This is a genomic window from Qipengyuania huizhouensis, assembly GCF_019711635.1.
GTDB classification, from domain to species: domain Bacteria; phylum Pseudomonadota; class Alphaproteobacteria; order Sphingomonadales; family Sphingomonadaceae; genus Qipengyuania; species Qipengyuania huizhouensis.
On the sequence record NZ_JAIGNT010000008.1, the window covers coordinates 59,385 to 84,297 of the forward strand.

General features: G+C 58.6%; 23 protein-coding genes. 9 read left to right on the plus strand and 14 right to left on the minus strand.

The features are described from left to right. The first annotated feature begins 3 nt into the window (after positions 1-3). From K3180_RS08590 to K3180_RS08600, 3 genes are read left to right on the plus strand one after another with little or no spacing between them, the layout of a single operon-like run. Positions 4-780: a type III pantothenate kinase gene (locus K3180_RS08590; RefSeq protein ID WP_221539968.1), complete on the plus strand. Its 777-nt coding sequence runs from the start codon at positions 4-6 to the stop codon at positions 778-780. Continuing rightward, positions 777-2,435 carry a ribonuclease J gene (locus K3180_RS08595; protein WP_221539970.1) on the plus strand — a complete coding sequence of 553 codons (1,659 nt, stop codon included), beginning with the start codon at positions 777-779 and terminating at the stop codon, positions 2,433-2,435. The genes K3180_RS08590 and K3180_RS08595 overlap by 4 nt, the downstream gene beginning before the upstream one ends. Before the next feature lie 17 nt (positions 2,436-2,452). Then, positions 2,453-2,725: a DUF1467 family protein gene (locus K3180_RS08600; protein WP_221539972.1), complete on the plus strand. Its 273-nt coding sequence runs from the start codon at positions 2,453-2,455 to the stop codon at positions 2,723-2,725. Position 2,726: 1 nt separating this feature from the next. On the opposite strand, the gene K3180_RS08605 is transcribed toward K3180_RS08600, so the two are convergent. Further along, positions 2,727-5,357: a coiled-coil domain-containing protein gene (locus K3180_RS08605; protein WP_221539974.1), complete on the minus strand. Its 2,631-nt coding sequence runs from the start codon at positions 5,355-5,357 to the stop codon at positions 2,727-2,729. Between the two features lie 204 nt (positions 5,358-5,561). On the opposite strand from K3180_RS08605, the gene K3180_RS08610 reads away from it, so the two are divergent. Together K3180_RS08610 and K3180_RS08615 are read left to right on the plus strand one after the other, a co-directional pair. Further along, complete coding sequence (locus tag K3180_RS08610; RefSeq protein WP_221539977.1) at positions 5,562-6,740, plus strand: hypothetical protein; 1,179 nt, start codon at positions 5,562-5,564, stop codon at positions 6,738-6,740. 53 nt (positions 6,741-6,793) lie between these two features. Continuing rightward, positions 6,794-7,738: a hypothetical protein gene (locus K3180_RS08615; RefSeq protein WP_221539979.1), complete on the plus strand. Its 945-nt coding sequence runs from the start codon at positions 6,794-6,796 to the stop codon at positions 7,736-7,738. A gap of 179 nt (positions 7,739-7,917) precedes the next feature. Here K3180_RS08615 and K3180_RS13000 read toward each other — a convergent pair whose 3' ends face one another. After that, positions 7,918-8,256, minus strand: coding sequence for a hypothetical protein (locus K3180_RS13000; RefSeq protein WP_345719452.1), 339 nt, complete (start codon positions 8,254-8,256; stop codon positions 7,918-7,920). A gap of 198 nt (positions 8,257-8,454) precedes the next feature. On the opposite strand from K3180_RS13000, the gene K3180_RS13005 reads away from it, so the two are divergent. Then, on the plus strand, positions 8,455-9,096 hold the full coding sequence (locus tag K3180_RS13005; protein ID WP_345719453.1) for a sensor histidine kinase: 642 nt from the start codon (positions 8,455-8,457) through the stop codon (positions 9,094-9,096). Between the two features lie 18 nt (positions 9,097-9,114). Here K3180_RS13005 and K3180_RS08625 read toward each other — a convergent pair whose 3' ends face one another. The 3 genes from K3180_RS08625 to gltX are packed head-to-tail and all read right to left on the minus strand — an operon-like array spanning position 9,115 to position 12,049. Then, entirely contained in the window at positions 9,115-9,312 is a 198-nt protein-coding gene (locus K3180_RS08625; protein ID WP_247710429.1) for a hypothetical protein, read from the minus strand. Continuing rightward, positions 9,312-10,598 (minus strand): citrate synthase, encoded by a 1,287-nt coding sequence (locus K3180_RS08630; protein WP_221539982.1) that lies wholly within the window; start codon positions 10,596-10,598, stop codon positions 9,312-9,314. The genes K3180_RS08625 and K3180_RS08630 overlap by 1 nt, the downstream gene beginning before the upstream one ends. Positions 10,599-10,624: 26 nt before the next feature. Continuing rightward, positions 10,625-12,049: a glutamate--tRNA ligase gene (gene gltX, locus K3180_RS08635; protein ID WP_221539984.1), complete on the minus strand. Its 1,425-nt coding sequence runs from the start codon at positions 12,047-12,049 to the stop codon at positions 10,625-10,627. A gap of 28 nt (positions 12,050-12,077) precedes the next feature. On the opposite strand from gltX, the gene K3180_RS08640 reads away from it, so the two are divergent. Next, complete coding sequence (locus K3180_RS08640) at positions 12,078-14,264, plus strand: ComEC/Rec2 family competence protein (RefSeq protein WP_221539986.1); 2,187 nt, start codon at positions 12,078-12,080, stop codon at positions 14,262-14,264. Between the two features lie 38 nt (positions 14,265-14,302). Here K3180_RS08640 and lexA read toward each other — a convergent pair whose 3' ends face one another. From lexA to K3180_RS08685, 9 genes are all read right to left on the minus strand, one after another. Continuing rightward, a complete protein-coding gene (gene lexA, locus K3180_RS08645; protein WP_221539988.1) occupies positions 14,303-15,004 on the minus strand; it encodes a transcriptional repressor LexA in 702 nt (233 codons plus the stop codon). A 127-nt stretch (positions 15,005-15,131) separates the two neighbouring features. Beyond that, positions 15,132-15,605 carry a cyclic pyranopterin monophosphate synthase MoaC gene (gene moaC / locus K3180_RS08650; protein WP_221539990.1) on the minus strand — a complete coding sequence of 158 codons (474 nt, stop codon included), beginning with the start codon at positions 15,603-15,605 and terminating at the stop codon, positions 15,132-15,134. Between the two features lie 156 nt (positions 15,606-15,761). After that, entirely contained in the window at positions 15,762-16,547 is a 786-nt protein-coding gene (gene trpC, locus K3180_RS08655) for an indole-3-glycerol phosphate synthase TrpC (RefSeq protein WP_221539992.1), read from the minus strand. Beyond that, complete coding sequence (gene trpD / locus K3180_RS08660) at positions 16,544-17,536, minus strand: anthranilate phosphoribosyltransferase (RefSeq protein ID WP_221539993.1); 993 nt, start codon at positions 17,534-17,536, stop codon at positions 16,544-16,546. Before trpD ends, trpC begins: the two co-directional genes overlap by 4 nt. Continuing rightward, positions 17,533-18,147: an anthranilate synthase component II gene (locus K3180_RS08665; RefSeq protein ID WP_221539995.1), complete on the minus strand. Its 615-nt coding sequence runs from the start codon at positions 18,145-18,147 to the stop codon at positions 17,533-17,535. Before K3180_RS08665 ends, trpD begins: the two co-directional genes overlap by 4 nt. Before the next feature lie 60 nt (positions 18,148-18,207). Beyond that, positions 18,208-19,170, minus strand: coding sequence for a prolyl aminopeptidase (gene pip / locus K3180_RS08670; protein WP_221539996.1), 963 nt, complete (start codon positions 19,168-19,170; stop codon positions 18,208-18,210). Then, positions 19,163-20,008, minus strand: a complete 846-nt coding sequence (locus K3180_RS08675) for a phosphodiester glycosidase family protein (protein ID WP_221539998.1) — start codon at positions 20,006-20,008, stop codon at positions 19,163-19,165. Before K3180_RS08675 ends, pip begins: the two co-directional genes overlap by 8 nt. Continuing rightward, entirely contained in the window at positions 20,005-21,507 is a 1,503-nt protein-coding gene (trpE, locus tag K3180_RS08680; RefSeq protein ID WP_221540041.1) for an anthranilate synthase component I, read from the minus strand. Before trpE ends, K3180_RS08675 begins: the two co-directional genes overlap by 4 nt. A gap of 20 nt (positions 21,508-21,527) precedes the next feature. After that, positions 21,528-23,531, minus strand: a complete 2,004-nt coding sequence (locus tag K3180_RS08685) for a SurA N-terminal domain-containing protein (RefSeq protein ID WP_345719454.1) — start codon at positions 23,529-23,531, stop codon at positions 21,528-21,530. 149 nt (positions 23,532-23,680) lie between these two features. Between K3180_RS08685 and tpiA the strand changes: the two genes are divergently transcribed. Then, on the plus strand, positions 23,681-24,442 hold the full coding sequence (gene tpiA, locus K3180_RS08690; RefSeq protein WP_221540000.1) for a triose-phosphate isomerase: 762 nt from the start codon (positions 23,681-23,683) through the stop codon (positions 24,440-24,442). 79 nt (positions 24,443-24,521) lie between these two features. Beyond that, entirely contained in the window at positions 24,522-24,881 is a 360-nt protein-coding gene (gene secG, locus K3180_RS08695) for a preprotein translocase subunit SecG (RefSeq protein WP_221540002.1), read from the plus strand. The last annotated feature ends 32 nt before the right edge of the window (positions 24,882-24,913 follow it).

The following is a 24,913-nucleotide window of genomic DNA, read 5'->3' on the forward strand; positions in this document are numbered from 1 at the left end:
GCGATGTTGCTCGCAGCCGATGTCGGAAATACCAACGTGGTCTTCGCCTTGTTCGATGGGCGGGAAGTGAAGGCTCGCTGGCGCATCGCCACCGATGCTCGCCGCACCGGCGATGAATATGCAGTCTGGCTACTTCAGTTGCTGAAACTCGAAGGCTACGCACGCGATCAGGTGACACATATCATCATCGGCTCGGTAGTCCCGCGCTCGATTCACAATTTGACGGTACTGTCCCAGAAATATTTCGGCGTCGATCCCATCATCGCAGGGCAGGCTGGGGCAGAGTGGGGCTTCGAACTCGACATTGAACAGCCCAGTTCGCTCGGGGCGGACCGTGCGCTCAACGCTCTCGCCGCGCATGAGAAGTATGAAGGCGATTTGATCGTGGTGGATTTCGGCACGGCGACGACCTTCGACGCAGTTGATTTCAATGGAGCCTATAAGGGCGGTATCATTGCACCAGGTATCAACCTGTCGCTCGACGCGCTTGTGGGCAACACTGCGAAGCTGCCGCGCATAGCTATAGATAAACCCACATCGGACAGCGTGATTGGCCGCAATACAGAAGAGCAGATGCTGATTGGCGTATTTTGGGGTTATGTATCGCTGATCGAGGGGCTGGTCGAACGCATGAAGCGTGAGATCGGGCGCCCGGCACGGGTCGTGGCCACCGGTGGACTTGCTCTGCTATTCGATGAACATACCGACCTTTTCGACGCCGTCGACAGCGATCTTACACTCGACGGCCTAGCCATCCTTGCGGAGCGCGCAACCTCTTGAAGAAAAATTACACCCCTGAAGACGAACTCCTTTTTCTTGCCCTTGGCGGTTCGGGTGAGATCGGCATGAATGTGAATCTCTATGGCTGCCAGGGCCGCTGGCTGATGGTCGATCTCGGCATGACATTCTCCGGGGGGCAATATCCGGGAGTCGACCTGGTATTCGCCGATCTGGAATTTATCGAGGATCGGGCGAAAGACCTTGAGGCGATTGTGCTGACCCACGCGCATGAAGATCACATCGGTGCGGTGCCCTATTTCGCGTCAGACCTCGGCGTGCCGATATATGCCACGCCATTCACCGCAGAACTGGTGCGGCGCAAACTCGAAGAGGCCGGTCTCGAAGGGCAGGTCGAACTTAATATCATCAAAGAGGATCACGGCAGTTTCCGCGTCGGACCGTTCGAAGTTACCTACATCCCGCTTGCCCATTCGATCGCAGAAGGTAACGCGTTGTTGATCGACACACCGCACGGTCGGATATTTCACACCGGCGACTGGAAGCTCGATGAAGATCCGATCATAGGCGAACCCACAACCGAGCAAGAACTTAGCGAGATCGGTGACGAGGGCGTGCTGGCGCTGGTCTGCGACAGCACCAATGTCTTCAATCCCTCGCCCAGCGGATCCGAAGGTGCGGTTTTCAAGGGGTTGCTGGAAGAGGTTCAGCGTCATCATGGCAAGCGCGTGCTGGTGACGACTTTCGCCAGCAACGTCGCCCGTCTTCACACGCTTGGCGAAGTCGCTCGGGAAACGGGGCGTCAACTTTGTATTGCCGGTCGTTCCCTGGATCGCATTATCGATGTGGCGCAGGAAAACGGTTATCTCAGCGACTTTCCCGAGCCGGTAGATTTCGACACCGCCATGGGACTGCCCCGCGGTGAAGTGTTGATCCTTGCGACTGGCGGACAGGGCGAGCCGCGCGCGGCGCTATCGCGTATCTCCGAAGACAACCATCCCATCGAACTGGTCCCGGGCGACGTAGTCCTGTTCTCAAGCCGCCAGATTCCCGGAAACGAACTTGCGATCGGCGCGGTGCAGAACCGGCTTGCTGCAAAGGGTGTGACCATGGTCACAGACCGGCAAAGTATGATTCATGTTTCTGGCCACCCGGGGCGTCCGGAGCTCGAGGCACTTTATGGCTGGCTGCGTCCCGATATCCTGATTCCGGTACATGGGGAGATGCGCCACATGCAGGAGCAGGCGCGGGTCGGTCTGGCCAGCGGCATCCCCGACGCGGTGGTCCAGCAGAATGGAGATATCGTCCGCCTCGCACCAGGTGCGCCAGGCAAGATCGCGGAGGTGAGGGCAGGGCGGCTCGTTCTGGACGGCGATATCATCGCACCCGCAGACGGCGACAGCATAGTCATGCGTCGCCGGATCATGAACGAGGGTGTCGTGATCGTAGCGCTTGACGACAAGCTGAATCCTTTGATCGACAGTCTGGGCTTGCCATTGGACGAGGATTACGAGGACTTCGTAACCGAAGCGATTCAAGATATCCGCAACGCTATTGGAAAATTGAAGGGGGCTGAGCGCAGGTCGCGAGATAGCATTCATGAAGCAGCCCGTCTCGCGGCGCGCCGGGCTGCCCAGCGCTGGTCCGGTAAGCGGCCGCAAGTCCGTGTATTGCTGCCAACGCAGGGACTGGATTGATAATCATGGAGCTTCCGATGGAATGGACCTCCATACTAGCGATCTACGCGCTGTTCTGGGTCGTCAGCGCGTTCGTCCTGCTTCCGTTCGGGGTCGAGACGCACGATGAAGCCGGGATCGCCAAAGTTCCCGGTCAGGCTGAAAGCGCACCTGCCAATTTCCGGCCCGGACTTCTTGCGAAGCGCGCAACCGGCCTCGCGGTCCTGCTGACCACACTCTATGTGCTCAACTATGCCTTTGGCTGGATAAGAGCTGAAGACCTGATCTTCTGGGGTCCCACCGCCGGGTGACTTACTGCCTCAACCGCTCAAGCGCCTGCGCAAGCGCCACATAGAGTTTTCCCATATCGCTCGAAAGCAGCGTCACGCTCACCGCGTTACCGTCTCGCGTTGAAAGCATCGTGCGCAGCATCGCTTCGAAATCGTGGATGTAGCGGTTCACGTGTTCGCGGAAATCATTGTCGTTATCATACATTTCCGCGATCTCGCGCGCTTCCGAATTATCCAGCAGGCGGACGGCGCGCCGTGTGAAAATCCCGCGGTCGCCGCGGAGATAGCTGGCCCAGGCTGTATCGGTTACCTCGCTGGAAAGCACCTTTGCGATATCGATGGAACTGGAATTTAGACTTTCCGTAATGAGCGCAACCCGGCGAGCGAAATCGCCGTCGATCGTATCGGTGGCCCTCTCTCGGGCACTGGCGATCCGCGATTCAAGATTGACGGTAAGCTCATTCAGGCGGCCCAGTTGCTCGCGAAGATGCTGGGTCATCTCGCGCGTAGCCAGGTTGGAACGATCACGAGCTTCATCGAGCTCGGCCAGCGCACTTTCCGTGCGCTCTGCCAACGCCCTTTCAATCCGGTCAGCGCTACGGGAACCTATCGTATCGGCAATGCGATTTATCCGGCCTGCCTGTTCGTCCTCGATAGCAGCCAGTGCGGTTTTGGCCTTTTCCTCGAGACTGGCGATAGCTTGTCGCAATTCGCCCTGAACCTGATCTGCAAATTCACTGCTGTCGCTAGCCAGCGCAGAGAGGCTGGACCGCAAACGTTCGACGTTTTCGATCTGGCGCTCCGAAGTGCCATCGAAATCCTGGTGGAAGGTGTCGAATCCCTCCATTGCTGAGCGGGTCCGTTGCTCGATCACGGCCATGCCCTCGCCGAGGGTCTCGCCTGTCACGCGGGCTTGGTCCAGTAGCGATTGGATCCCGCTTGCCCGATGCTCTATCTCGGCCAACCGCGCTTCGGAAGCTTCCATAGCCTTCGGCAAGTTTTCCGCGCTTTGCTTCGCGCTCGCCTGGATCAGCTCGAGAAGACGCACACTTGCATCCGTAAGGCGGACGATTTCCTGATCGGTTCCGTCCAGCGCTTCACGACTGCTGCGGAGCTGGCCAACCAGCGCATCGATCCCGCCAGCGAGAACTTCCCGAGCTTCATGACCCTGTGCCGCGATGGTATTGAAAGTCGCTCCAAGCGCATCGATACGTTCGCCGAGCGCTTCGCCATCCTCAACCAACGCTGCAATCTGTTCTCTCTGCAGCTGGCGTCGCTCCGATATCGCATTATCGAGTGCTGCCATGCGATCTTCGAGTGTCGCAGCAATCCCGTCCTGAGCTGCCGAGAGTTTTTCGGTCCGGCGGAGTGTCTCCACCTCGAAGAGTCGGTTGCTCTCGGAAATACGAGAATCGATACTTGCTACCTCGTCAAACAATGCCTTGAGCTTCGCATTTGCCGCTTCCAGGACGCTCTCGTCGATCTGCTTGATCTCCGCTACAGCGTTTTGGAGTCGTACTTGCATCGCCTCGATCTGATTTCCCCAGGCACTCATAGCGGCGTCCTCACCATCTCGAACGCCGCGCGCCACTTCTGCCGCTTCATCCCGTAACGCCTGGATCCTTGCGCGCATGGCGGCGAGGGCCTGTTCCTCTTCCTCGCTCGCTACAGCGTGGGCTTCGGCCAGTTCGCTTCGTAGCGCGATGCTACGTGCACGCAGCGAAGAAAGAGCTTCGATTTCATGGGTCTGCAGATCCTTTCGAACGGCTTCACTGCCTTCTGCCAGTGAGGCAAACCGTTCTGCGGTGATCGTTTCAAGTTCGTTGGCCTGATCCGTGAAGGCAGCCAAGGCCTCATCGACTCGTTTGCGCAAGGAGCCGACCTGGCGCTCACTTGCCTCTCCGAACTGGTTCAGCCGCTCGAAACCGCCAACGAGTGCAGCAAGCTGTTCCTGAGCCACACGGCCAGCACCACCAATCCGATTGGATACATCCCGCGTGGAATTGGCAATGACCGGTAAGTTGTCCCGCAGTTTCTCCATGTTCTCAAGCGCAGCGGCACTTGCGCCGTGAATAGCCTCGACCTGTTCACCGTTGTTGCGAATAAGCCCTTGGAGATTTTCGGCATGCTCGGAAATCCGTTCCGAAGCACTACGCCCAAGATACTCGAGATCGCGTGATTGATTGGCGAGAAACTCGCGCGCCAGGCTGAGTTCGCGGTTGATGACCACAAGGCGGCTTTCCAGCAATGCCGATTCTTCCGACAGGCTGCGTGCGACCTTGCCATAGCGAAAGGCTTCGCGCGTGGAGTTGCGCGTCACGAGCATCAGCAACGCGACTATGAGAAGCGTCGGAACCGACCACTCGATGATCCACGATACCCATTGCCGTGCAGTCCCACCGACAATGATATCAGACCAGTTTGCCCAGCAATAGAAAACCGTCCAGCCTGCGATAGCGAGCGCGGCAAGCGAAGGACTGATCCAGTTCCGATCCCTTGGCGTTACGTCATCCTCGACCCATTCATCGCCGGCATCGCCAATGTCCTGCTGTGGATCCTCAACAATTGGTTCATCGGAGATCCCGGTCGCTTGGGGAGTGTCGAAATCGTTGTTTTCGCCGTCGACGACTGAAATGTGGGAGCGCTTTGACATGCTGCATATGTAGCATATCCTTCGTTACCAGGAACCCTCATTAACCTTCGAGACCGGCGGATTGTCCCGAATTCTTATTCGTTTGGTCGTCCACGATCACGTTGCCATTCAGCGTCGTCTCGGTGGGCATTTGCACTTGTGTGCTTGGCAGGTTAGCGGCCCGGACCCTATGGTTTCCATCGCGTCGCACCAGAAGGACTGACTATGCGCATAGCCTTGCTGTCAACGCTGGACAGGGATCCGCGCCCCGGTTCGCCAAGGCCTGCCTTTGCGAATTTCGCAGGGGCGATGGTGGTCGAAAGGCAGCTCGATCTGGCTCTCTTGATGGGGTGTGAGAGAGTAGTTTGCCTTGTGGACGCTGTAGAGCGGGAGATCGTCGAACTCCAACATCGTGCGGAATGTGCCGAGCTGAAATTCCGCGCCATTCGCCAGCCCTCACGTCTCGCTGGAATGGTAACGGCCGATGACGAACTGCTTGTTATCGACACTGGAATTCTGCCTGACGATGAGACGGTAAAGACTGCACTTTCAAAGAAGGGTATTCTCGCTTTTCCCGCCGATATCGCCGTGCCGCTCGGTTATGAAAGAATAGATCTTGGATTTGCCTGGGCGGGTACAATGCTCATTCCCGGCTACTTGGTCGAAAAGCTTTCCGATCTGCCAGACGATATAGATTTGCCGAGCGCGTTGATGCGCCTTGCCCTGCAAACAGGTGGCCAGGTCATACCTCTGGATCGCAATTTACTGACTGAGGGCAGTTGGCATCTCAACGCCGACAGGGCCGCTTTGGATTTGCGTGAAAAGCGATGGATCGATTCACAGCGTAGGCGAATAGCATTCCGCGCACCTGGCCTTGCCGTTGCCGAACGGGCAGGAGCTCGCCTCACGCGGGATATAGTCGGTCGTTCAGCAGAGCCGATACCTGTAATCGCCGCCGGCACCTGCATGCTCGCCGCGACTGTCCTGGGCATCGTCGGATATCCCGCCATCGCTATAGGCCTCACCTCAGCTGCGGCATTGTTCGCACATATGGGCGGAGTGGTAGAGCGGATTGCGACGCGCGGTCGTCCGAAAAGTAAGCCTAATCTGCTGCGGAAGACGGTCGATTACCTCATCGATCCGTTATTCATCATGCTTCTGGTTCTGTCAGCTCCAGAAGAACTCGGTTTTCTGCGCGGTTTCGTTCCGCTGGTCTTGATTGGTCTGCTCCGGCTCGGTGAACGACACGCTAGCGAGCCTTGGCGAGCAACTTACGCGGACCGAATATTGCTCGGGATACTAATTGCTCCTGCGGCTTTTGCAGGCTTTTCGACGGAGATGGCAGCAGCCATTGCCTTGCTTGTCTTGGCGACACGTTTCTTCAGGCCCTTTCGTGACGACTAACGGCGAATTAACCACTGCGGGGCTACGTGTATGTGATGGAACGGGTTCCCGTCATGGATAAGACCGAACGTTCGTCGGACAGCGATCTGAGCGCCGCATTGGCGCGGGGCGATTCCATGCTGGCAGGGATAGGGCCGATCCTCGGCCACCTTCTCTCTGCTCCGGACCATTCACTGTTTAGCGACGAGATCGTTGCGCGCGTGCGCGGCATGCTTGCGGATCTCGCGCGCCAGGTTCTCCGGATCCAAGCCGAGGCTACCGGTAAACAAAGTCGTGAATCCTTCGCTGATCGGCATGGCGAAGCGTTGGCGGAGCATTTTCAGGCATGCAAGCCGCTACTCTCTCATTGTCATGCGCTTGCGGTGGAGTGGCAGCTGACGGATCGGTTGGAAGCGGATTCGGGGCTTGACCCGGTGCTCTCACCTCTGATGCAGCAATTGATAGCCGATCCCGATCCCGCGATATCGAGCGTGGCCATGGCGGCACTCGCCGCGCAGGCACGTTGTGCCCAGGGGCAGCGGCGCATGGAACTTTCCCTTGGCGAACTGCCTGGCGAACTGCTTCACGAATTACTCTTGGCATGGAGAAACTATTGCGGCGAAGCGCGTGGGGATTCGGTCGACCGAGCCGAAGCCAAATTGCGTCACTCCTTCGATGAGAGTGCGTCCCGTCTTGCGCTTTTCGAGCGCCTGCTTGCCCGTACGGATGGTAGGATTGCGTTGTCTCTGGAAGATGCGGGAGCCGGACTGTTTTTTACCGCACTGGCGATATATTCCGGACAAAGTCGTGAAATGGCCATCCTGTCGAGCCATGCGCGCCAGACCGTTCGCCTTGGGTTGAGCCTGCGCGCGGCAGGACTCGAACCTCGGCGCATAGATGAAATCCTGTTACGCCTGCACCCAGGGGCGGCCCCATTGGCCGGTTTGGAGCAGATCGACGAGGACAAGGCACGTGGGATGTTGCTTGATGCTGCTCACGCGCTCGGACGGCGGTCATGACTAACGTCGGGGCCCGTTACATCGCGCGGGGTAAAACCGATGCCGCGGACCGACTGCTGGAAGCCGACGGACCACTTGCGGTCCTGAATCGTGACTGCGGTGGTGAAGTCGGCAGCACGTTAGCGATTCCGGAATTACTCGCCTTGGTAGGCAAAGCCCGGGAATACGGCTTTCGCTTGTCACGCCAGTTCCGTGCCGTCGATGGGCGGCAACGAATTTCCGCTTGGGTCGACATAGCACCCATGGGGGATGCGGAAGGGTGCGAAATTGCTGTAGCCAGTTGGCATATAGACGAAATTGCGCCGGAGAGTGAGGCAGAAGCCTCGCTTCGCCGCACAGAAATCCATCGTCATCTGGCAGAATGCACCATGCGCCTCGACCCTTCTCAGCGCGTGTACTCGATTGAAACGGATGCGCCTGACCTCGTAGAATTTGCAAAAGTCGTGGGTGAGGGCGCTGGTCGCCCATGGACCGAGTTCGTAATCCTGCCTACTCAAGTTCACGAGCAACCTGTTCATTGGCGGTTACTGGACGGAACCACTTGCCGGATTGCAGGCTCCGATCGCGACTGGACCGCATGTCTCGAACCTCTCGGCCAGCCAGAACCCGGGAGTGCAGGCTTCGTTTTGCATCTCAGTGCGTCACTGCCTCTTGCAAGCGACAATGACAGCGGAAACGGGACGACGCCTTCTCTGGGGAGGGATTTGACACCGGTTTTGCGACAACCGATCAATCGCATCATCGCCAATGCCGAAACAATCCGTACCAGGCTCGCCGGCCCGTTGAGGGAAGAATACAGCGATTATGCAGCAGATATCGCCAGTGCGGGCCAACACCTGTTGGCGCTGATCGATGACCTGTCCGATCTGGAGGTGGTCGAGGCCGAGGATTTCGCAACGGCACCTGACCGGATCGATCTTGGCGATGTAGCGCGTCGCGCCTGCGGAATCCTTGGTGTACGGGCCAAGGAGCGCGGCATAATGCTCGATCCCCCGGCTGAAGGGGAAAGCCAGTTGGCAACTGCCGAGTTTCGGCGTGTCCTACAGGTCCTGCTCAATCTGATAGGGAACGCTATTCGATATTCGCCGAAGGAAAGTCGTATCTGGGTCCGTCTCGATTCAATCGGCAATCGAGCAATGATCACTGTTGCAGACCAAGGCCACGGCCTTGATGAGCAGCAACAGGAAAAGGTATTCGAAAAATTCGAACGGCTCGGTCGTGGCGAAGATGGCGGATCGGGTCTGGGCCTTTATATCTCGCGGCGAATTGCAAGGGCAATGGGCGGGGACCTGACGGTAGAAAGTGCGCCAGGGCAGGGGGCACGTTTCACATTGTCGGTTCCACTCGCCGACAGTTAGGCCGGACTATTCGCCAATTTAGCCTGCCGTTCGGGAACCGCGCCAAAACAGGAAGCCACCCAGCAGGAAGGTTAGGCCGCCATAGATAGCCCAACTACGTTCGGCGAGCATGAAACTGTCGCTCGGCCACCTGACGATACCCAATCCTTGCAACGCCCAAAGGCCTCCGGAAAGCATAAATGCCATTCCGAAGACCATGAGGGTAAAGCGAAGCATCAGCGTTGGTCGATGGCTACGTAATCGCGCTGAGTTGGACCGGTATAAAGCTGGCGCGGACGACCGATGACCTGGCCGGGATCGGAGATCATCTCGTTCCACTGCGCAACCCAGCCCACGGTACGGGCGAGGGCGAAAAGTGCGGTGAACATGGTGGTTGGGAAGCCGATCGAATTCAGGATGATGCCTGAATAGAAGTCCACGTTCGGGAAGAGCTTCTTTTCCTTGAAGTAATCGTCGTTGAGCGCGATCTCTTCAAGCTGGAGTGCCGTTTCGAATACCGGGTCGTTCACGTTCAGCGCATCGAAGACTTCACGCAGAGTCTGCTGCATCACCGTGGCCCGAGGATCGTAGTTCTTATAGACACGATGGCCGAAACCCATCAGGCGGAACGGGTCGTTCTTGTCCTTGGCGCGCTCGATATAATGCGGGATCCTGTCGGGCGATCCGATTTCCTGCAGCATATTCAGAGCCGCTTCGTTCGCGCCGCCATGCGCCGGGCCCCAAAGACAAGCGATGCCTGCAGCAATGCAGGCGAAAGGATTCGCGCCTGAAGAGCCCGCCAAGCGAACGGTCGAGGTCGATGCGTTCTGTTCGTGGTCTGCATGAAGGATGAATATCCGATCCATCGCGCGTTCGATCGCGGGGTGAATCTCATATTCTTCTGCAGGGACGCCAAAGGTCATACGCAGGAAATTGCCAGTGTAGCTGAGATTATTGTCCGGCTGCATGAAAGGCTGGCCAATGGAATATTTGTAGGCCCATGCCGCAATTGTCGGCATCTTGGCGATCAGCCGGTGGCTGCTGATCTTCCGGTGTTCGGGATCGGAAATGTCGGTGCTGTCATGATAAAAAGCCGACAAAGCACCGACTACGCCGCACATGATCGCCATGGGGTGCGCGTCTCTGCGAAAACCTTGGTAAAACTGACGCAGCTGGTCATGCAGCATCGTGTGCCGAGTGATCGTATAGTCGAATTCGTCCAGTTCGGCCTGCTGCGGCAGCTCGCCATTGAGCAGTAGGTACGCGACTTCCATAAAGCTGGATTTTTCGGCCAACTGGCCGATAGGGTAGCCGCGGTGAAGGAGCACCCCTTCCTCGCCATCGATATAGGTAAGCGCACTTTCACAGCTGGCAGTCGATTTGTAGCCGGGATCATACGTGAACTTGCCGGTCGTACCGTACAGTTTGCGGATATCGATGACGTCCGGTCCGACGCTTCCTTCCAAAACAGGAAAGTCCTGGACTTGTTCGCCGATATTGAGAGTTGCCTGCTTGTCGGCCACGCGTGTCTCCTTGGTTCGTCTTATTCTTAGCCTGCGAGCGAGGCCTGCGCATCGATCCGCGCCAGCGACTCTTCCTTGCCCAACAGGACCAGTACGTCGAAAATTCCGGGCGACGTTGTCGTGCCCGTCAGCGCCGCCCGCATGGGCTGCGCCAGCTTGCCAAGACCCAGATCGAGCTCCTCGGCATACGATTTCGTAGTGGCTTCGAGTGCCTCGATTGTCCAGTGATTTTCCTTCGCGAGCCGAACGGACAGGCCAGCCAGTCGCGCGCGACCTTCGTCATCGAGCAGCGCCGCGGCTTTCTCCGTCATTTCCAAGGGCCGGCTCTTGAAAAGAAATGCCGCGCCTTCAACTAGTTCATTGACGGTTCTAGCGCGTGTTTTAAGAACCGGCATGGCCTTGGTAAGCAATGCAACTTCGGCTGTATCGCCAAGTTTCCCCGCCACCAATGATGCAAGCCGTGCATCGTCGGCCTCGCGGATATAATGACTATTGAGATTTTGCAGCTTCTTTATGTCGAAGCGGGAAGGGCTTTTTCCAACACCGTCCAGGTCGAAAAGTTCGATAGCTTCTTCGCGAGTGATTTCTTCACGATCGCCGTGACCCCAACCAAGGCGTAGAAGGTAGTTGAAGAGCGCTTCGGGCAGTACGCCTTCTTCGTCGCGATAGGCTTCGACGCCCACTGCGCCATGGCGTTTGGATAGCTTCGCCCCATCGGCACCGTGTATCAGCGGCGCATGGGCATAGACTGGATCGGGCCATCCGCCTTCGATCTCGTTCATCGCGCGAATAATGGGGAGTTGGCGGAAAGCGTTATTGAGATGATCGTCACCTCGAATGATATGGGTGACACCCATATCGTGATCATCGACAACTACTGCGAGCATATAGGTGGGCGTACCGTCAGCCCGAAGAAGGACATAGTCGTCGATTTCAGCGTTTTTGACGGTCACCTTGCCCTGGACCTTGTCGTGAATGACGGTCTCGCCCTCGGTGGGAACCTTTAGGCGTATGACGTAAGGAGCACCCTGAGGTGCTTCACTTTCATCACGGTCGCGCCAACGCCGGTCATAACGCATCGGCTGTTTATTCGCGCGTTGTTGCGCACGCATATCTTCGAGTTCCTCGGGGGAGGCGTAACATTTGTACGCGTGGCCTGCGTCAAGGAGCTGCCTGGCTACCTCGGCGTGCCGCTCGGCACGGTCGGACTGGAAAACCGGTGGCTCGTCGAAATCGAGACCAAGCCAATCGAGTCCTTCGATGATCTTGTCGATCGCGTCCTGTGTGCTGCGCTTACGGTCGGTATCTTCGATGCGCAGCAGAACCTTGCCGCCATGATGACGCGCGTAAAGCCAGTTGAACAACGCAGTGCGCGCCCCGCCGATGTGAAGGAAGCCGGTTGGTGACGGAGCGAACCGTGTTACGACCTGTTTGCCGGTTTCGCTTGCCATTCCTTCATCTTTCCTTTCAGGTATTTGCATGGCGACGCAGGGGACGCCGCTGGTTCCGCTTGGCGATGCGGATATCACCGCCGATGCTGCAGTGCAGCGCCCTTGGCGTATGCGCGACGCAATGTCCAGATTTGCGGAGTGGATCGAGGGATCTTTGGCGGCCTCCGGCTTCGATCGAGGGCCTTGGCTGATCGTTGCCTTTGCTGCGGGAATTGGAAGCTGGTTTCTCCTAGCAAACCCTTGGCAATGGATTGGCGCGATTGCACTAGCCGCTCTGCTATCTCTTTCAGTTCAATCTCTCTGGAAAGGTGACGAGGGTCGCGCTCACCTAAGGCTTGCGGGTACAGGAATAGGTCTGGCTTTTGCAGTCGGCCTGGTAGTTATCTGGGCGCGATCTGAGGTCGTGGGGGCCACGCCACTTCCACATCCCACGATGATAAAGATCGATGGCCGCATTCTCGAGCGTCAGGAGCAGCCGGCCGAGGATCGCATCAGGCTGGTTCTGGCGACCCGCGATCCCGAAGCCGGACGAACTATCAAGGTGCGGGTCAACGTACCCGAAAAAGACGACTCGATCACCTTCAACGAAGGTGCGCGGGTACGATTACGGGCACGCCTGATGCCGCCGTCCCCTCCGCTGCTGCCAGGCGCCTACGACTTTGCGCGTAGTGCCTGGTTCGAAGGCTATGCTGCCACCGGTTCTCTGGTGGGCGAGATCGAGCTGGTAGAACCGCCACGTGGAGGTGATGGCGAAATAGCAAGAGTGCAGCGATGGTTGTCAGCGCATGTTCGCGAAAATGTGGGCGGATCTGCTGGCAGCATCGCGGCCGCTTTTGCCAGCGGGGACCGCGGGGCCATCAGCGAAGCTGACGAAATCGCTATGCGCGACTCCGGATTGACGCATCTCCTGTCGATCAGCGGTCTACACGTCAGCGCAGTTATCGCCGCTGCATACGTTCTAGCCTTGAAGCTGCTTGCATTATGGCCTTGGCTGACGCTGAGGGTCCGTCTGCCTTTGGTGGCGACCGCCATTGGGGCCGGTGCGGGCATCGGTTATACATTGCTGACAGGAGCGCAGGTCCCGACCGTTCGCAGTTGTGTCGGCGCCGTGCTGGTCTTGATTGCGCTGGCACTTGGGCGCCAGCCTCTTTCCATGCGGATGGTGGCGGTCGCTGCGGGCGTGGTTCTTTTGCTGTGGCCAGAAACCCTGGTAGGGCCGAGCTTCCAGATGAGCTTCGCCGCAGTCATCTCGATAGTGGCGCTCCACAATTCCAGTCCGGTGCGAGAATTCCTCGCCCCGCGCGAGGAGCAATGGGGCAGGTGGCTCGGCCGCCGGGTGCTGATGCTGTTCATCACTGGTCTCGTTATCGAAATTGCGCTCACACCCATCGTGCTCTTTCATTTTCACCGTGCAGGCATTTACGGGGCCTTTGCCAATGTGATCGCGATCCCGTTGGTCACATTTGTCTCTATGCCGCTTATCGCAATCGCACTGTGCTTCGACCTGGTGGGTCTGGGTTCGCCATTCTGGTGGTTGGTCGGCAAGTCGCTCGACCTGCTTCTTGCCATCGCCCGGACGACAGCGGCTCAGCCAGGCGCGGTGAAGCTGATGCCTCATATCGGTATTCTCAATGTTCTCCTCTTCGTTGCCGGCGGACTATGGCTTGCCCTGTGGAAAGGAAGGGGGCGGTTATGGGGCCTTGCGCCTGCCCTGCTTGGGGCAGCACTGCTTAGCCAGGCATCGGCCCCCGATCTGCTGATCGCGCGGGACGGCGCGGATGTCGGCTTTGTCGATCCTGCCGGAAGTCTGTATGTGCTCCGGAATAAGCCCGGCTCCTACGCGCAGGAGAATCTCGTCGAACTGGCGGGTGCCGAAGCGCTGCCTCGGTCGATGGCCGATTGGCCGGGCGCGCGATGTAGTTCCGACTTTTGCAGCATCCCTATGCGCCGCTCCGACAAAGTCTGGCATCTGCTGGTTGCACGCAGCCGCGAACGGATCGACGAGCGCGCTCTCGCTGCCGCGTGTGAACGCTCCGACATTGTGATCGCGGATCGTTGGCTGCCCCGTAGCTGCCGCCCTCGATGGCTAAAGGCCGACGGCCGCTATCTCGATGCGCAAGGGGGGACCACGATATATTTGGAAGACCGGAGGATCGAGACGGTCGCCGCACATCAAGGAATGCATGGCTGGTGGCAAGCACCCGAGCGCCGGTGAAAGAGGCGCCCGGATTTAAACGGACGCCGTCCCTCGGTTCAGTGATATCGACGCAGCAATCCTGCGAGCTTACCCTGAACCTGAACGCGATCGGCTTCATAGAGCTGTGGCTCGTAAGCGCCATTGGCCGGATCAAGCCTGATCATCGCGCCTTCCTTGCGCAGGTATTTGAGCGTTGCTTCCTCGTTGTCGACAAGAGCAACTACAATCTCGCCATCGCGTGCAGTTTCAGTGCGCTTGACCAGTGCAAAATCGCCATCGAAAATGCCTGCTTCGATCATCGAGTCTCCGCTGACTTCGAGCGCATAGTGATCCCCCGGTCCCAGGAGAGCTGCGGGAACCGGCATGGACGACTGGCCTTCGATTGCCTCGATCGGAGCACCGGCGGCAATACGGCCATGGAGAGGCACGTCGATAATATCGTTCGCTGGTGCTACAGCGACCGGTTTGGCCGTATGCGCGGCAATTACGGAATCGTTTGCCGATGTGGGAGCCGCAACAGAACGCGAAGAGCCGGTGACCGAATCTTCCGGTAGTTTAATCACCTCGAGCGCACGGGCCCGATTGGGCAGGCGACGGATAAAGCCACGTTCTTCCAGAGCCGAGATCAGTCGATGAACGCCGGACTTGCTTTTCAGGTCGAGCGCTTCCTTCATCTCTTCGAAAGAAGGCGAAATGCCAGTATCTTCGAGCTTCTGCTGGATGAAGCGAATCAATTCGTGCTGCTTGGCGGTCAGCATCGGGTAACTCCCTATGTTCCTGTTCACAAAGCTGTGAACGAATGTGGAACAATTAGGCAACCGATTTCAGCAAGTCAAGCATTCCCGCGGTTTCAGAACCCGTCAATAGAGAACAAGCGTTCCCGTTTCAGTCCGCCGCTCGCCAGGCGCCGGACTTGCCGCCTGTCTTCTCAAGGAGACGGATTCCCTCGATAACCATGGCGCGATCGAGAGCCTTACCCATGTCGTAGAGCGTGAGGAGCGCGACGCTGACGGCGGTCATCGCTTCCATCTCGACACCTGTCTTGCCGGTCAGGCCAGCCACCGCCGTCACCCGGATAGCTTCTGCTTCCGGTGTGAAGTCGATCTTAATGCTTTCAAGTCCCAGGGGATGGCAAAGGGGTATGAGCTCCCCTGTACGTTTGGCCGCCATTATGCCCGCAATCCGGGCAGTCGCCAAAGCTTCACCCTTGGCTCCGGTGCCCGCCATGATAGCTTCCAGAGCTTCCGGCTTCATCCGAATTCTCCCCTCGGCGGTTGCGCTCCGATCGGTCTCGGATTTTCCGCTGACATCGACCATGCGAGCTGCTCCGGCCTCGTCGAGATGAGTCAGCCTATTCATTTTGAAGCCTTGGGATCCTGAACCGGGTGGACGACATGGACCACAGTCCTGACGGGAAAAATCGACCCATTGCCAGGTCAGCCGCTCGGGCAGATGGGGTTGGGTAGGGGTGAGACATTTTTAGCCTCATGCCATTTTCTCAACTGGTAGGACAGTCTAACCCTGCAATAGCGCCCGCGTCGCAGCCTCTACATCGCCCTGCCGCATGAGGCTCTCGCCGACGAGAAAGCTGCGGACGCCGGATCGCGCAAGACGCTGGCAGTCCCGATGGGTGTCGATCCCGCTTTCGCCGACAAGAAGGGTGCCTGCTGGTGCACGGGAGGAAAGTTCTTCCGTGATGCGAAGATCAGTCTCGAACGTCTTGAGATTACGATTGTTCACTCCAAGAAGCCGTGACTTCAATCCAGCCGCGCGTTCCATCTCAATGGCATCATGGACTTCGACAAGAACGTCCATCCCCCGATCAATCGCAGCCGCCTCGATCTCGATCATCTGCGCATCTTCGAGTGCGGCAACGATAATCAGGATAGCGTCGGCGCCGATCGCCCGTGCCTCTGCCACTTGCCAGGGATCGACCATGAAATCCTTGCGTAAAACCGGCAATGAGCATGCTTCGCGAGCGGCGACCAGGTAATCCTCGTGTCCCTGGAAATAGGGCGCGTCGGTCAGGACCGAAAGGCAGGCGGCACCGCCGGCCTCGTAAGCCCGCGCATGATCGGCAGGGTGAAAATCGGCACGTATCAGCCCCTTCGACGGACTGGCCTTCTTGATCTCGGCAATCAATCCAAAGCCGCTGTCCTGCGCCGCTTCCAGAGATCGCAAGAAACCGCGCGGCTCACCTTGTTCCCGAGCGAGGGCATCCAGATCGGCAAGGCTCCGCTCTGCCTTGCGGACAGCCACTTCATCGCGCTTGGTTGCACAGATCTCCGCGAGCTTGTTCATTGCGCGAGTTCGATCCAGTCGGCCATCAGTTGCTTGGCCCGGCCAGAATCGATTGCCTCGCCGGCCATCTCTGCACCTTCTGTCCAATCGGTAGTTTTCCCCGCGACGATTAACGTGGCGGCGGCGTTGAAGAGTACTGCATCTCGGTAGGGCCCTGGTGCGCCCATCAGCAATGCTTCCAGCGCCTTGGCATTATGCTGAGGATCGCCTCCACGGATCGCTTCGACGGGGGCGTGCGGCAGGTTCGCCTGCACCGCGACGACCCGGCGCATTTCGAAATCATTGCCTTTCACATCGGCCAATTCGTTACCGCCCGCGAGGCTGAGCTCATCAAGGCCCTCGTCACCTGAAGCGATGAAGGTGCGCTCGGTCCCAAGCCTCGCCTTGGCTGCGGCATAGATCGGGACATAGGCCGGCCGTGCAATACCGATCAGTTGTCGCTTCACACCTGCCGGATTGGACAGGGGGCCCATCAGGTTGAATATCGTGCGTACACCCAGTTTCTGGCGGATTGGCTGGATGCGGCCCATCGCCGGGTGATGATTCTTGGCGAAGAGGAAACAAATTCCCAGTTCATTCAGAGTCTTTTCTGCGGTTCTTCCTGCAGCTTCCATGTCAAGGCCGAGCGCCTCCAGCGTATCGGCGGCTCCCGACTTGGAGCTTGCTGCACGATTGCCATGCTTTGCCACCGGCACGCCGCAGGACGCGACCAGAAGGCTTACTGCTGTCGATACGTTGAGGGTGTGATGCCCGTCTCCCCCGGTCCCGCAACAGTCGACTGTACCGTCAGGCGCATCGATCGGGATCAGACGCTCGCGAAGGGCACGCGCCGCCCCGGCGATCTCTTCGGACGTTTCGCTACGCGCTGACATCTCGGCCAGAAAGCGACCAATAGATTCATCGTCGATCTCACCATCGAGAATCCACCCGAACACTTCGTGCGCTTCGGTCTCGTTAAGATGCGTCGTAGCTGAGGGAAGATTTTTCATACGCGCACCTTGGTGTCGATCCCGCACATGGCAAGGAAGTTGGCGAGCAATGCGTGGCCATGTTCTGTGGCTATGCTTTCGGGATGAAACTGGACGCCGTGGATAGGTAGCGTGCGGTGGCGAAAGCCCATCACGCTGGAACCGTCGAGTCCGGGTGTCTCGCTCGTGGCGTTGACTACCAGGCAATCGGGAATCTCCTCGACCACCAATGAATGATAGCGCGTTGCTGTGTAAGGGGAAGGCAGTCCTGCGAAGACACCAGACCCATCATGCGTCAGTGCACTGGTTTTGCCGTGCATGAGGCCACCGCGAACTACGCTGCCACCGAAATGCTGACCGATCGACTGATGACCGAGGCACACGCCCAGCAAGGGTTTTCCCGCCTCGGCGCAAGCGGCAACGAGATCGAGGCTGACGCCAGCCTCGTTCGGCGTGCACGGGCCGGGCGAAATGAGGTAGCCCGCCGCGTCACGCTGGAGAGCCTCGGCAGCCGTCACCGCATCGTTGCGCACCACTTCGACCTCCGCACCCAGTTCCATAAGATAGTGGACGAGGTTGAAGGTGAAGCTATCGTAATTGTCGATGACGAGGATGGAGTGATTGGCGGTCATTTCGGCGCGTGATTGCGGGCAGTCTGCATTCCTTTCAAGCAAGGAAAGCTGCCTGACGTCTCATCCTTCCTTGCCGGCAAGCTTGTCGGTCGCGCGAACGAGGCCGTCTATAATGCCCGGTTCACCAGCGGAGTGACCGGCATCCTGGACAATCCAGAGCTCTGCTTCGGGCCAGGCCTTTTTCAATTCCCAGGCTGATGTCGGCGGAGTGCAAATATCATGGCGACCCTGCACGATGATGCCCGGAATGTTCTTGATCTTGCCGACATTCTTGAGAAGTTGCGCTTCTTCGAGAAAGAAATCCTTGAGGAAGAACTTCGCGCAAATCCGCGCGAAAGGCACTGCCTTGGCGGGATCGGCGAAGCTGCCCAGCAGTTCTTCGTTGGGCAGCAGCGTCGCAACGTTTCCTTCCCACAACGACCACTCACGCGCCGCATCAAGACGGGTTTGCTCGTCGTCGCTGGTCAGCCTGTCGTAATAGGCTTGAACGAGATTGCCGCGCTCTTCTTCCGGAATAAGGCCGGCAAAATCGTCCCACTGCTCGGCCATGATTTCACTGGCGCCATAGGAGTAGAGCCAGTCTTTCTCCTTCTGGCGACCCAGGAAAACGCCGCGCAGCACGATCTCGCTGACCCGGTCAGGATGGCTCTGGGCATAGGCGAGGGCAAGGGTCGCACCCCAGCTACCGCCGAATGCCTGCCACTTCTCATGACCGCACATCTTTCTCAGGCGCTCGACATCTTCGACAATCCGCCAGGTATCGTTGTTCTCGATCTCGGCAAAGGGAAGCGATTGGCCGCAGCCGCGCTGGTCGAACAGAAGCACGTCATAAAGTTCCGGGTCCCACTGACGTCGGTGATCGGGCGACATACCGCCCCCGGGTCCACCATGCAGGAATACGGCCGGTTTCGCCCCGGGAGTCCCGACACGTTCGTAGTAGAGCGAGTGCCCTTCGCCGACATCCAGCATACCAGTCTCATACGGCTCGATCTCGGGGTAAAGAGTGCGGCCATATTCAATCATTGTTCTGTTCCTTCCTCTCGACCACGACGATCGGGCCGATGGGGGCGCCGGTATCCAGACGGCCGGTCGCAGGGTTCCATAGCGCCGACACATTGCCATCGAGATAGAGCGCGTTCTTGACGGACAATTCGTCACGATAGAAACGCGCTATCTTGCCGAAACTGATCGCGGCGTTCGAAATAACGAAATGCGCGCGCCCTTTATCGTCGACACCAACTGCGTTGCGTACAAGTCGCGATTCACCGTCCCGGGACAATTCCGGATGGAGCTTGCCGTCGATTACAAGCATCGGTCCGGACTGCGTACCGAACTGAGGGCGTTCGCGAACATTGGCCAAAAAATCTTCGGTCGAACGCACTTCCCATGTGTCGCCACTTCCGAAGAAGACCCCATTGGGCTTCATATGGAAATTGCCTTCGCCATCGGCAGTGTTGAGCGTCTGGAGCCGCTCACCATCCTCGACGAAATAGCCCACCGGCTTTCCATCTTCGTCGAACATTCCGGCATTCATCGCAAAAGCGATCGCGTCGGCGCTATGATCTTTCGAATATGCGGTAAGACTTCGGTAGGGAGATTCCCCGGAGGGCCCCAAATCCATCGCGATCCGGTGCCGGGCGGGCGTCGCAAGACAGTGGGTGAGGGGTGTATCCTCGAAAATGATCGAACGGCAGGCGCTTTCCACCTGTGTAGTACCCGTAGCCGTCTCGCTGGGGCTCGGCGTGGGACTGGGCGAACCGGTTTGCCCGTCGATCCGCGTCCGCGTTACAGGTTCGCCCTCCGGTGCAGGATCGCAGGCGGAAAGAGTGAGCAGGCAGAGCGTGAGAATTGCGTATTTCATTGTCCGTAACCGGGTTCCTGAGCGAGGCGCACGGCCTCGCGTGCTGCAGCGAATAGCGCACCGGACTTCGCTTCGCACTCGCGTTGTTCGCTTGCGGGGTCGCTGTCCGCAACTATTCCCGCCCCCGCCTGCACATGCATCGTACCGTCTTTCACAATGGCAGTGCGCAGGACGATACAGCTGTCCAGCGACCCATCAGGGGCGAAATAACCGACACCGCCTGCATAGGGGCCCCGGGTCGCGGGCTCGAGTTCGGCGATAATCTCGCAAGCTCGAATTTTCGGTGCTCCGCTGACCGTGCCTGCAGGAAAACCTGCGAACAGCGCGTCGAGCGCATCGTTCGAAGGATCGAGCTCTCCTACCACGTTACTTACGATATGCATCACATGGCTATAAAGCTCGACCGCAAAGCTATCCGTCACAGATACGCTGCCGCTTACCGCGACGCGCCCCACATCGTTGCGCCCCAGATCAAGCAACATAAGGTGTTCTGCGCGTTCCTTGGGGTCGCTCAGGAGTGACGCTTCGGCTGCGCGATCCTCCTTTTCATTAAGACCCCGAGGGCGTGTGCCGGCAATCGGACGGACTGTTACTTGTCGATCGCGAACCCGGACGAGGATTTCCGGACTCGATCCGACCACCGCGAATCCCGGCAAATCCAAGAAGTAGAGAAACGGCGAAGGGTTCACGCGGCGCAACGAGCGATAAAGCGAGAAAGGCGGCAATTCGAATGGCGCGGTAAAGCGCTGCGACAACACTACCTGAAAGATGTCCCCGGCTCGAATATACTCTTTCGCCCGATCGACCATGGCGAAATAGTCTTCGGGCGTCATGGTAGGCTTCGCCTCCGGGAGGGGATGATCGGCAGCGGCCGAGGTACGGCGCTCGATACTGTCATTGATACCCGCCAGTGCAGCGTCGATTCTCTCGCTCGAAAGTTCCAGTTGCGCTGCGGCATCGTCCCCCTGCGGCCAGAGAGGAGCGATGCAGTACAATTCATCCTTCAGGCCATCGAACACCAGCAGAAGAGTCGGCCGAACAAATAGCAGGTCAGGCAGATCGAGAGGCTGCTCGCTGGGTCGTGGCAGCTTCTCGACGAGCGTGATGGTCTCGTAGCCGAAATATCCGACCAAACAGGCAAGGGCGGGCGGCAAACCTTCGGGAACGTCGATACGGCACTCCGCCAATAGAGTACGCAGTTCGTCAAGGGTACTGCCTTCGCATTTCTCGAAGGAGTCGAGGCCCTTTTTCCAATCCCGGTTGATCTCCGCCTGGTCACCTGACGCGCGAAAAACGAGGTCGGGGTCGAGGCCGAGCAGACTATAGCGTCCGCGCACCTCACCACCTTCCACAGACTCCAGAAGAAAGTCGCCGCGGCCCTCTCGCATCAGACGTGAGGCTGCCCCCACCGGGGTTATCGTATCGGCAACGACCTTGCGCCAAACGAGCGCAGGGCGCCCTTCCTTAAGCGACTCCAATGCCCTTGCGCGGCCTTCCATCTGGCCAGTCAAGGGCGGCCTCAGTTGCTTTCGCCGAGAAGCTGGCGACGCACGGCCGCTATAGCTTCAGCATTGCGTTCAACCCCAAGCTCGGCGCGCATCGCAGCAAGCATCTGCTCAGCATATTCGTTGCCCCACGACTGGCCGACCTGAGTTCGGGCTTGGGCGATCAGGGGATCGTTTTCCTCGAGATCTTCAAGTGTAATATCTTCGAGATCGACCACGAACCAACCCTGGTCACCAGTGCCCTCAAGCTTTTTGACCGATCCTTCGGCCATTCCGAAAAGCAACGCGATGGGAGCCGGAACTCGGGTGGAACCAAGCCGTGCCAGTTCCTCGCGACTGTAATTGACTGGCTGGGGAGGGCGGATCGCAGCTTCTTCGGCGGCGACAGCAGCCGCAAGATCTTGCCCGCCTTCGACTCGCTTCAGGATGCGATTGGCGGCGGCCTCTGCGGCCTGATCTCCACGTACCCGGCGCCATTCGGCAATGACTTCGTCACGGATCTGGGCAAGAGGTGCGACGGCCGAAGGCGCGATGTCGGCAACTTCGTAGATCAGGAAAGTCTGCTGGTCAGGAAGAGCTCCGATTTCAGAATCACCTTCGTCGATCTGAAAAGCATAGTCCAAGACGGATCCCAGGATGGCAGGAGCCTCGTTCGAAGTTCCGTAAACGCGGCCCGCTGCGGTGATGGCCGGACTGGTTTGGAGTTCCAGATCCAGTTCTTCCACTATCGACGTGAGCGATGCACCATCGGCAAGCCTGTCTTCGATGCTGACCGCGAGCTCTGCAATGCCGCGCTGACGCTTGGTCTCTCTCAAGGTCTCTTCAATCCCGGCCCGGGCCTGCGCCAGGCTTTGCGCCGGCTGGGTATCAACCGCTCTAACACGAGCGATATGCCATCCCAGTGAACTGCGTGCAGGCGTTGTCACTTCGCCCTGCGCGGCGGAAAAATATGCATCGGCCACCCCGGCTGACGCCGCACTGAGAATATTCGAGCGCTCCTGATCGTCGAGCTCTGTTGTCCGGAGCCCGGCGCTCGCAGCGGCCTGTGCGAAGCTCTCTCCGGCGCGCACACGCGAGGCAATAGCCTCTGCTCCTTCGCGTGTCGGGACGATAAGCTGGGTGAAGCTTCGTGCTTCTCTCGCTGCAAAGTCCCCGGCATTTTCTCGGTAAAATGCGGCAACTTCCGCATCAGTGGGCTCGACACTGTCCCCAAGCGCGGCGCTGTCGAAGGTGGCATAGCGAATTACCCGGCGTTCCGGCCGGACGAAGCGGGTGCGGTTTTCGGTGTAGAACTCGGAAAGTTGCGCATCCGTCGGATCGCCATCCGGTGCAAAGAGGCTCGCCGGAATTGTCGCAATCGCGCCCCTGCGACGCTCCTTGAAGCTGCGTGCATAGGTTCGAGCGATGGATTCAGGTATTTGAGCCCCGTAGATCGCAGGGAAAATGGACTGCTGGAAATAGAGCGAGGTGCGAATTTGTTGCCTGATCTGGCTGTCGGTCAGGCTGTTGGTGCGGAGGAAGGCGTTGTAGGCATCGGTGTCGAATTCCCCGCTCGGCCCCCGGGCTGCCGGAATCTGGCGAATTTCGCTATTTACCAGATTTGTGCCCGCGCGAAGACCATTGGATTCGCCCCAGTCCATCAATGCATAGCGGGTAATTAGATCATCAAGCACACGATCCAGACCTCCCTCGGCAAGCAGGGTTTGCATGGTTGCTTCGGGATTCTCCTGCCTGGCCTGTGCCAATGCATCGTTTACCGCCTGATTCAGTTCTGCCGTTCCTATTTTCGCATCGCCAACGACAGCGACACTATCGCCCCCGGCAACACCGCCGAATGTGCCGGTGTTCGAAACATCCATACTGGCGAAGGCAAATCCGATCAGTGCAAGGAATGCGAGGGCGATGGCCAGACCGATCTTCGTCTTGAAGAAATTCCGGAAAAAAGTGAGCATGGCTTGCGAACGGGCCTTTTCATGTACTTTGGGGCGCGCCACTTCCGACAGGAGGCGACCGATCACCGGTTGAGCAGCGCGCTTTATCCGCCATGCGACCTCGCCGCAACAGGTCCTGTCCGGTTTTGACCTATAAACAAACCACGTCTAGCGGAGCGACTTTCACCGCCTATATAGCGCCCGCCTAATCAAGATTCGCGATTGGAACACCAAATATGGCCGAGCGGCCCTACATTGTTGGCAACTGGAAGATGAATGGCACAAGGGCGATGCTTTCCGAAGCACGCGCCATCGACCGAGCCGCACAGCGTTACATGAAAGCGGAGGTCGCCGTTGCGCCCCCCTATACTCTTATTCACGCTGTCCACCGAGAAGTTGAACAGATCGGAGTGGGTGCCCAGGATTGCTTCCCGGGGGAAGACGGTGCTCATACCGGTGATATTTCAGCCACGATGATTGCCGATGCCGGCGCGAAGTTCGTAATCCTCGGACATAGCGAGAGGCGTGCCGATCATAGTGAAACAGAAAGCCAGATAAACGCCAAGATCGAGAGCGCTCTTGAAGCCGGATTGCGCATCATCCTGTGTTGCGGCGAGACGCTGCCGACTCGCGAAAAGGGCGAAGCCGAGACCTTCGTACTCGAACAGCTTCGTGCCAGTTTGCCCAAGATCGAGGATGCGGCTGAGCGATTGACGGTAGCCTATGAACCTGTCTGGGCGATCGGCACCGGCAAGACAGCGACGCCTGACGATATCGAAGCCATGCACAAGGCAATTCGGGGCCTTCTCGACGAGACTTACGGTGAGGATCATTCTGCCCAGGTCCGTATTCTCTATGGCGGCTCGGTAAAACCGGACAATGCCCGCGAAATCCTCTCTATCCCGGAAGTGGGCGGCGCGCTCGTAGGGGGCGCAAGTCTCTCGGCGGAGAGTTTCCTCGGTATTGTGGTCGCTGCTTCGGAATCCGAAGAAGCCTGAACCGATAGCCGCACCTTGCCGTGAGGCCGCGTCGCGACTAGATGCGCTGCAGCACACTTATCGATAGAGTAGTCTACCCATGTTCCTCTTCCTTACCGTCGTCCAGGCGATCATCGCAGCGGCCCTGATCGCCGTCATTCTTATGCAACGGAGCGAGGGCGGCGGTCTTGGCATCGGGGGCAGCCCGAGCGGTATGTTGAGTGCACGCGGAGCAGCCGACTTCCTCACCCGGTCGACCAAGTGGCTGGCCGTTGCGTTTGTCGCACTGTCGATCGCTTTGGCTGCCCTGGCGGTCGAAGGTGTCGGTTCGGATACGATCGAATCGACGCTCGACCGTTCGGTGACGCCTGCTGAAACCGATCCGCTGGGCGGACCGGGCACGGCTCCGGCTGCGCCGACAGATGCTCCCGTGACAAACGATGATCCACTCGCCGAATAGGCGTTATTGACCCATTTCGCATGCGCTCTGTG

Excerpts from the sequence above, each read along its gene's own strand:
- K3180_RS08590 (WP_221539968.1), top strand. The coding sequence starts at position 4 with ATGTTGCTCGCAGCCGATGTCGGAAATACCAACGTGGTCTTCGCCTTG.
- K3180_RS08600 (WP_221539972.1), top strand. The coding sequence starts at position 2,453 with ATGGAATGGACCTCCATACTAGCGATCTACGCGCTGTTCTGGGTCGTC.
- K3180_RS08605 (WP_221539974.1), bottom strand. The coding sequence starts at position 5,357 with ATGTCAAAGCGCTCCCACATTTCAGTCGTCGACGGCGAAAACAACGAT.
- K3180_RS08610 (WP_221539977.1), top strand. The coding sequence starts at position 5,562 with ATGCGCATAGCCTTGCTGTCAACGCTGGACAGGGATCCGCGCCCCGGT.
- K3180_RS08615 (WP_221539979.1), top strand. The coding sequence starts at position 6,794 with ATGGATAAGACCGAACGTTCGTCGGACAGCGATCTGAGCGCCGCATTG.
- K3180_RS13000 (WP_345719452.1), bottom strand. The coding sequence starts at position 8,256 with ATGAACAGGTTGCTCGTGAACTTGAGTAGGCAGGATTACGAACTCGGT.
- K3180_RS08625 (WP_247710429.1), bottom strand. The coding sequence starts at position 9,312 with ATGCTTCGCTTTACCCTCATGGTCTTCGGAATGGCATTTATGCTTTCC.
- gltX (WP_221539984.1), bottom strand. The coding sequence starts at position 12,049 with ATGGCAAGCGAAACCGGCAAACAGGTCGTAACACGGTTCGCTCCGTCA.
- K3180_RS08640 (WP_221539986.1), top strand. The coding sequence starts at position 12,078 with ATGGCGACGCAGGGGACGCCGCTGGTTCCGCTTGGCGATGCGGATATC.
- lexA (WP_221539988.1), bottom strand. The coding sequence starts at position 15,004 with ATGCTGACCGCCAAGCAGCACGAATTGATTCGCTTCATCCAGCAGAAG.
- moaC (WP_221539990.1), bottom strand. The coding sequence starts at position 15,605 with ATGAATAGGCTGACTCATCTCGACGAGGCCGGAGCAGCTCGCATGGTC.
- trpC (WP_221539992.1), bottom strand. The coding sequence starts at position 16,547 with ATGAACAAGCTCGCGGAGATCTGTGCAACCAAGCGCGATGAAGTGGCT.
- trpD (WP_221539993.1), bottom strand. The coding sequence starts at position 17,536 with ATGAAAAATCTTCCCTCAGCTACGACGCATCTTAACGAGACCGAAGCG.
- K3180_RS08665 (WP_221539995.1), bottom strand. The coding sequence starts at position 18,147 with ATGACCGCCAATCACTCCATCCTCGTCATCGACAATTACGATAGCTTC.
- pip (WP_221539996.1), bottom strand. The coding sequence starts at position 19,170 with ATGATTGAATATGGCCGCACTCTTTACCCCGAGATCGAGCCGTATGAG.
- K3180_RS08675 (WP_221539998.1), bottom strand. The coding sequence starts at position 20,008 with ATGAAATACGCAATTCTCACGCTCTGCCTGCTCACTCTTTCCGCCTGC.
- trpE (WP_221540041.1), bottom strand. The coding sequence starts at position 21,507 with ATGGAAGGCCGCGCAAGGGCATTGGAGTCGCTTAAGGAAGGGCGCCCT.
- tpiA (WP_221540000.1), top strand. The coding sequence starts at position 23,681 with ATGGCCGAGCGGCCCTACATTGTTGGCAACTGGAAGATGAATGGCACA.
- secG (WP_221540002.1), top strand. The coding sequence starts at position 24,522 with ATGTTCCTCTTCCTTACCGTCGTCCAGGCGATCATCGCAGCGGCCCTG.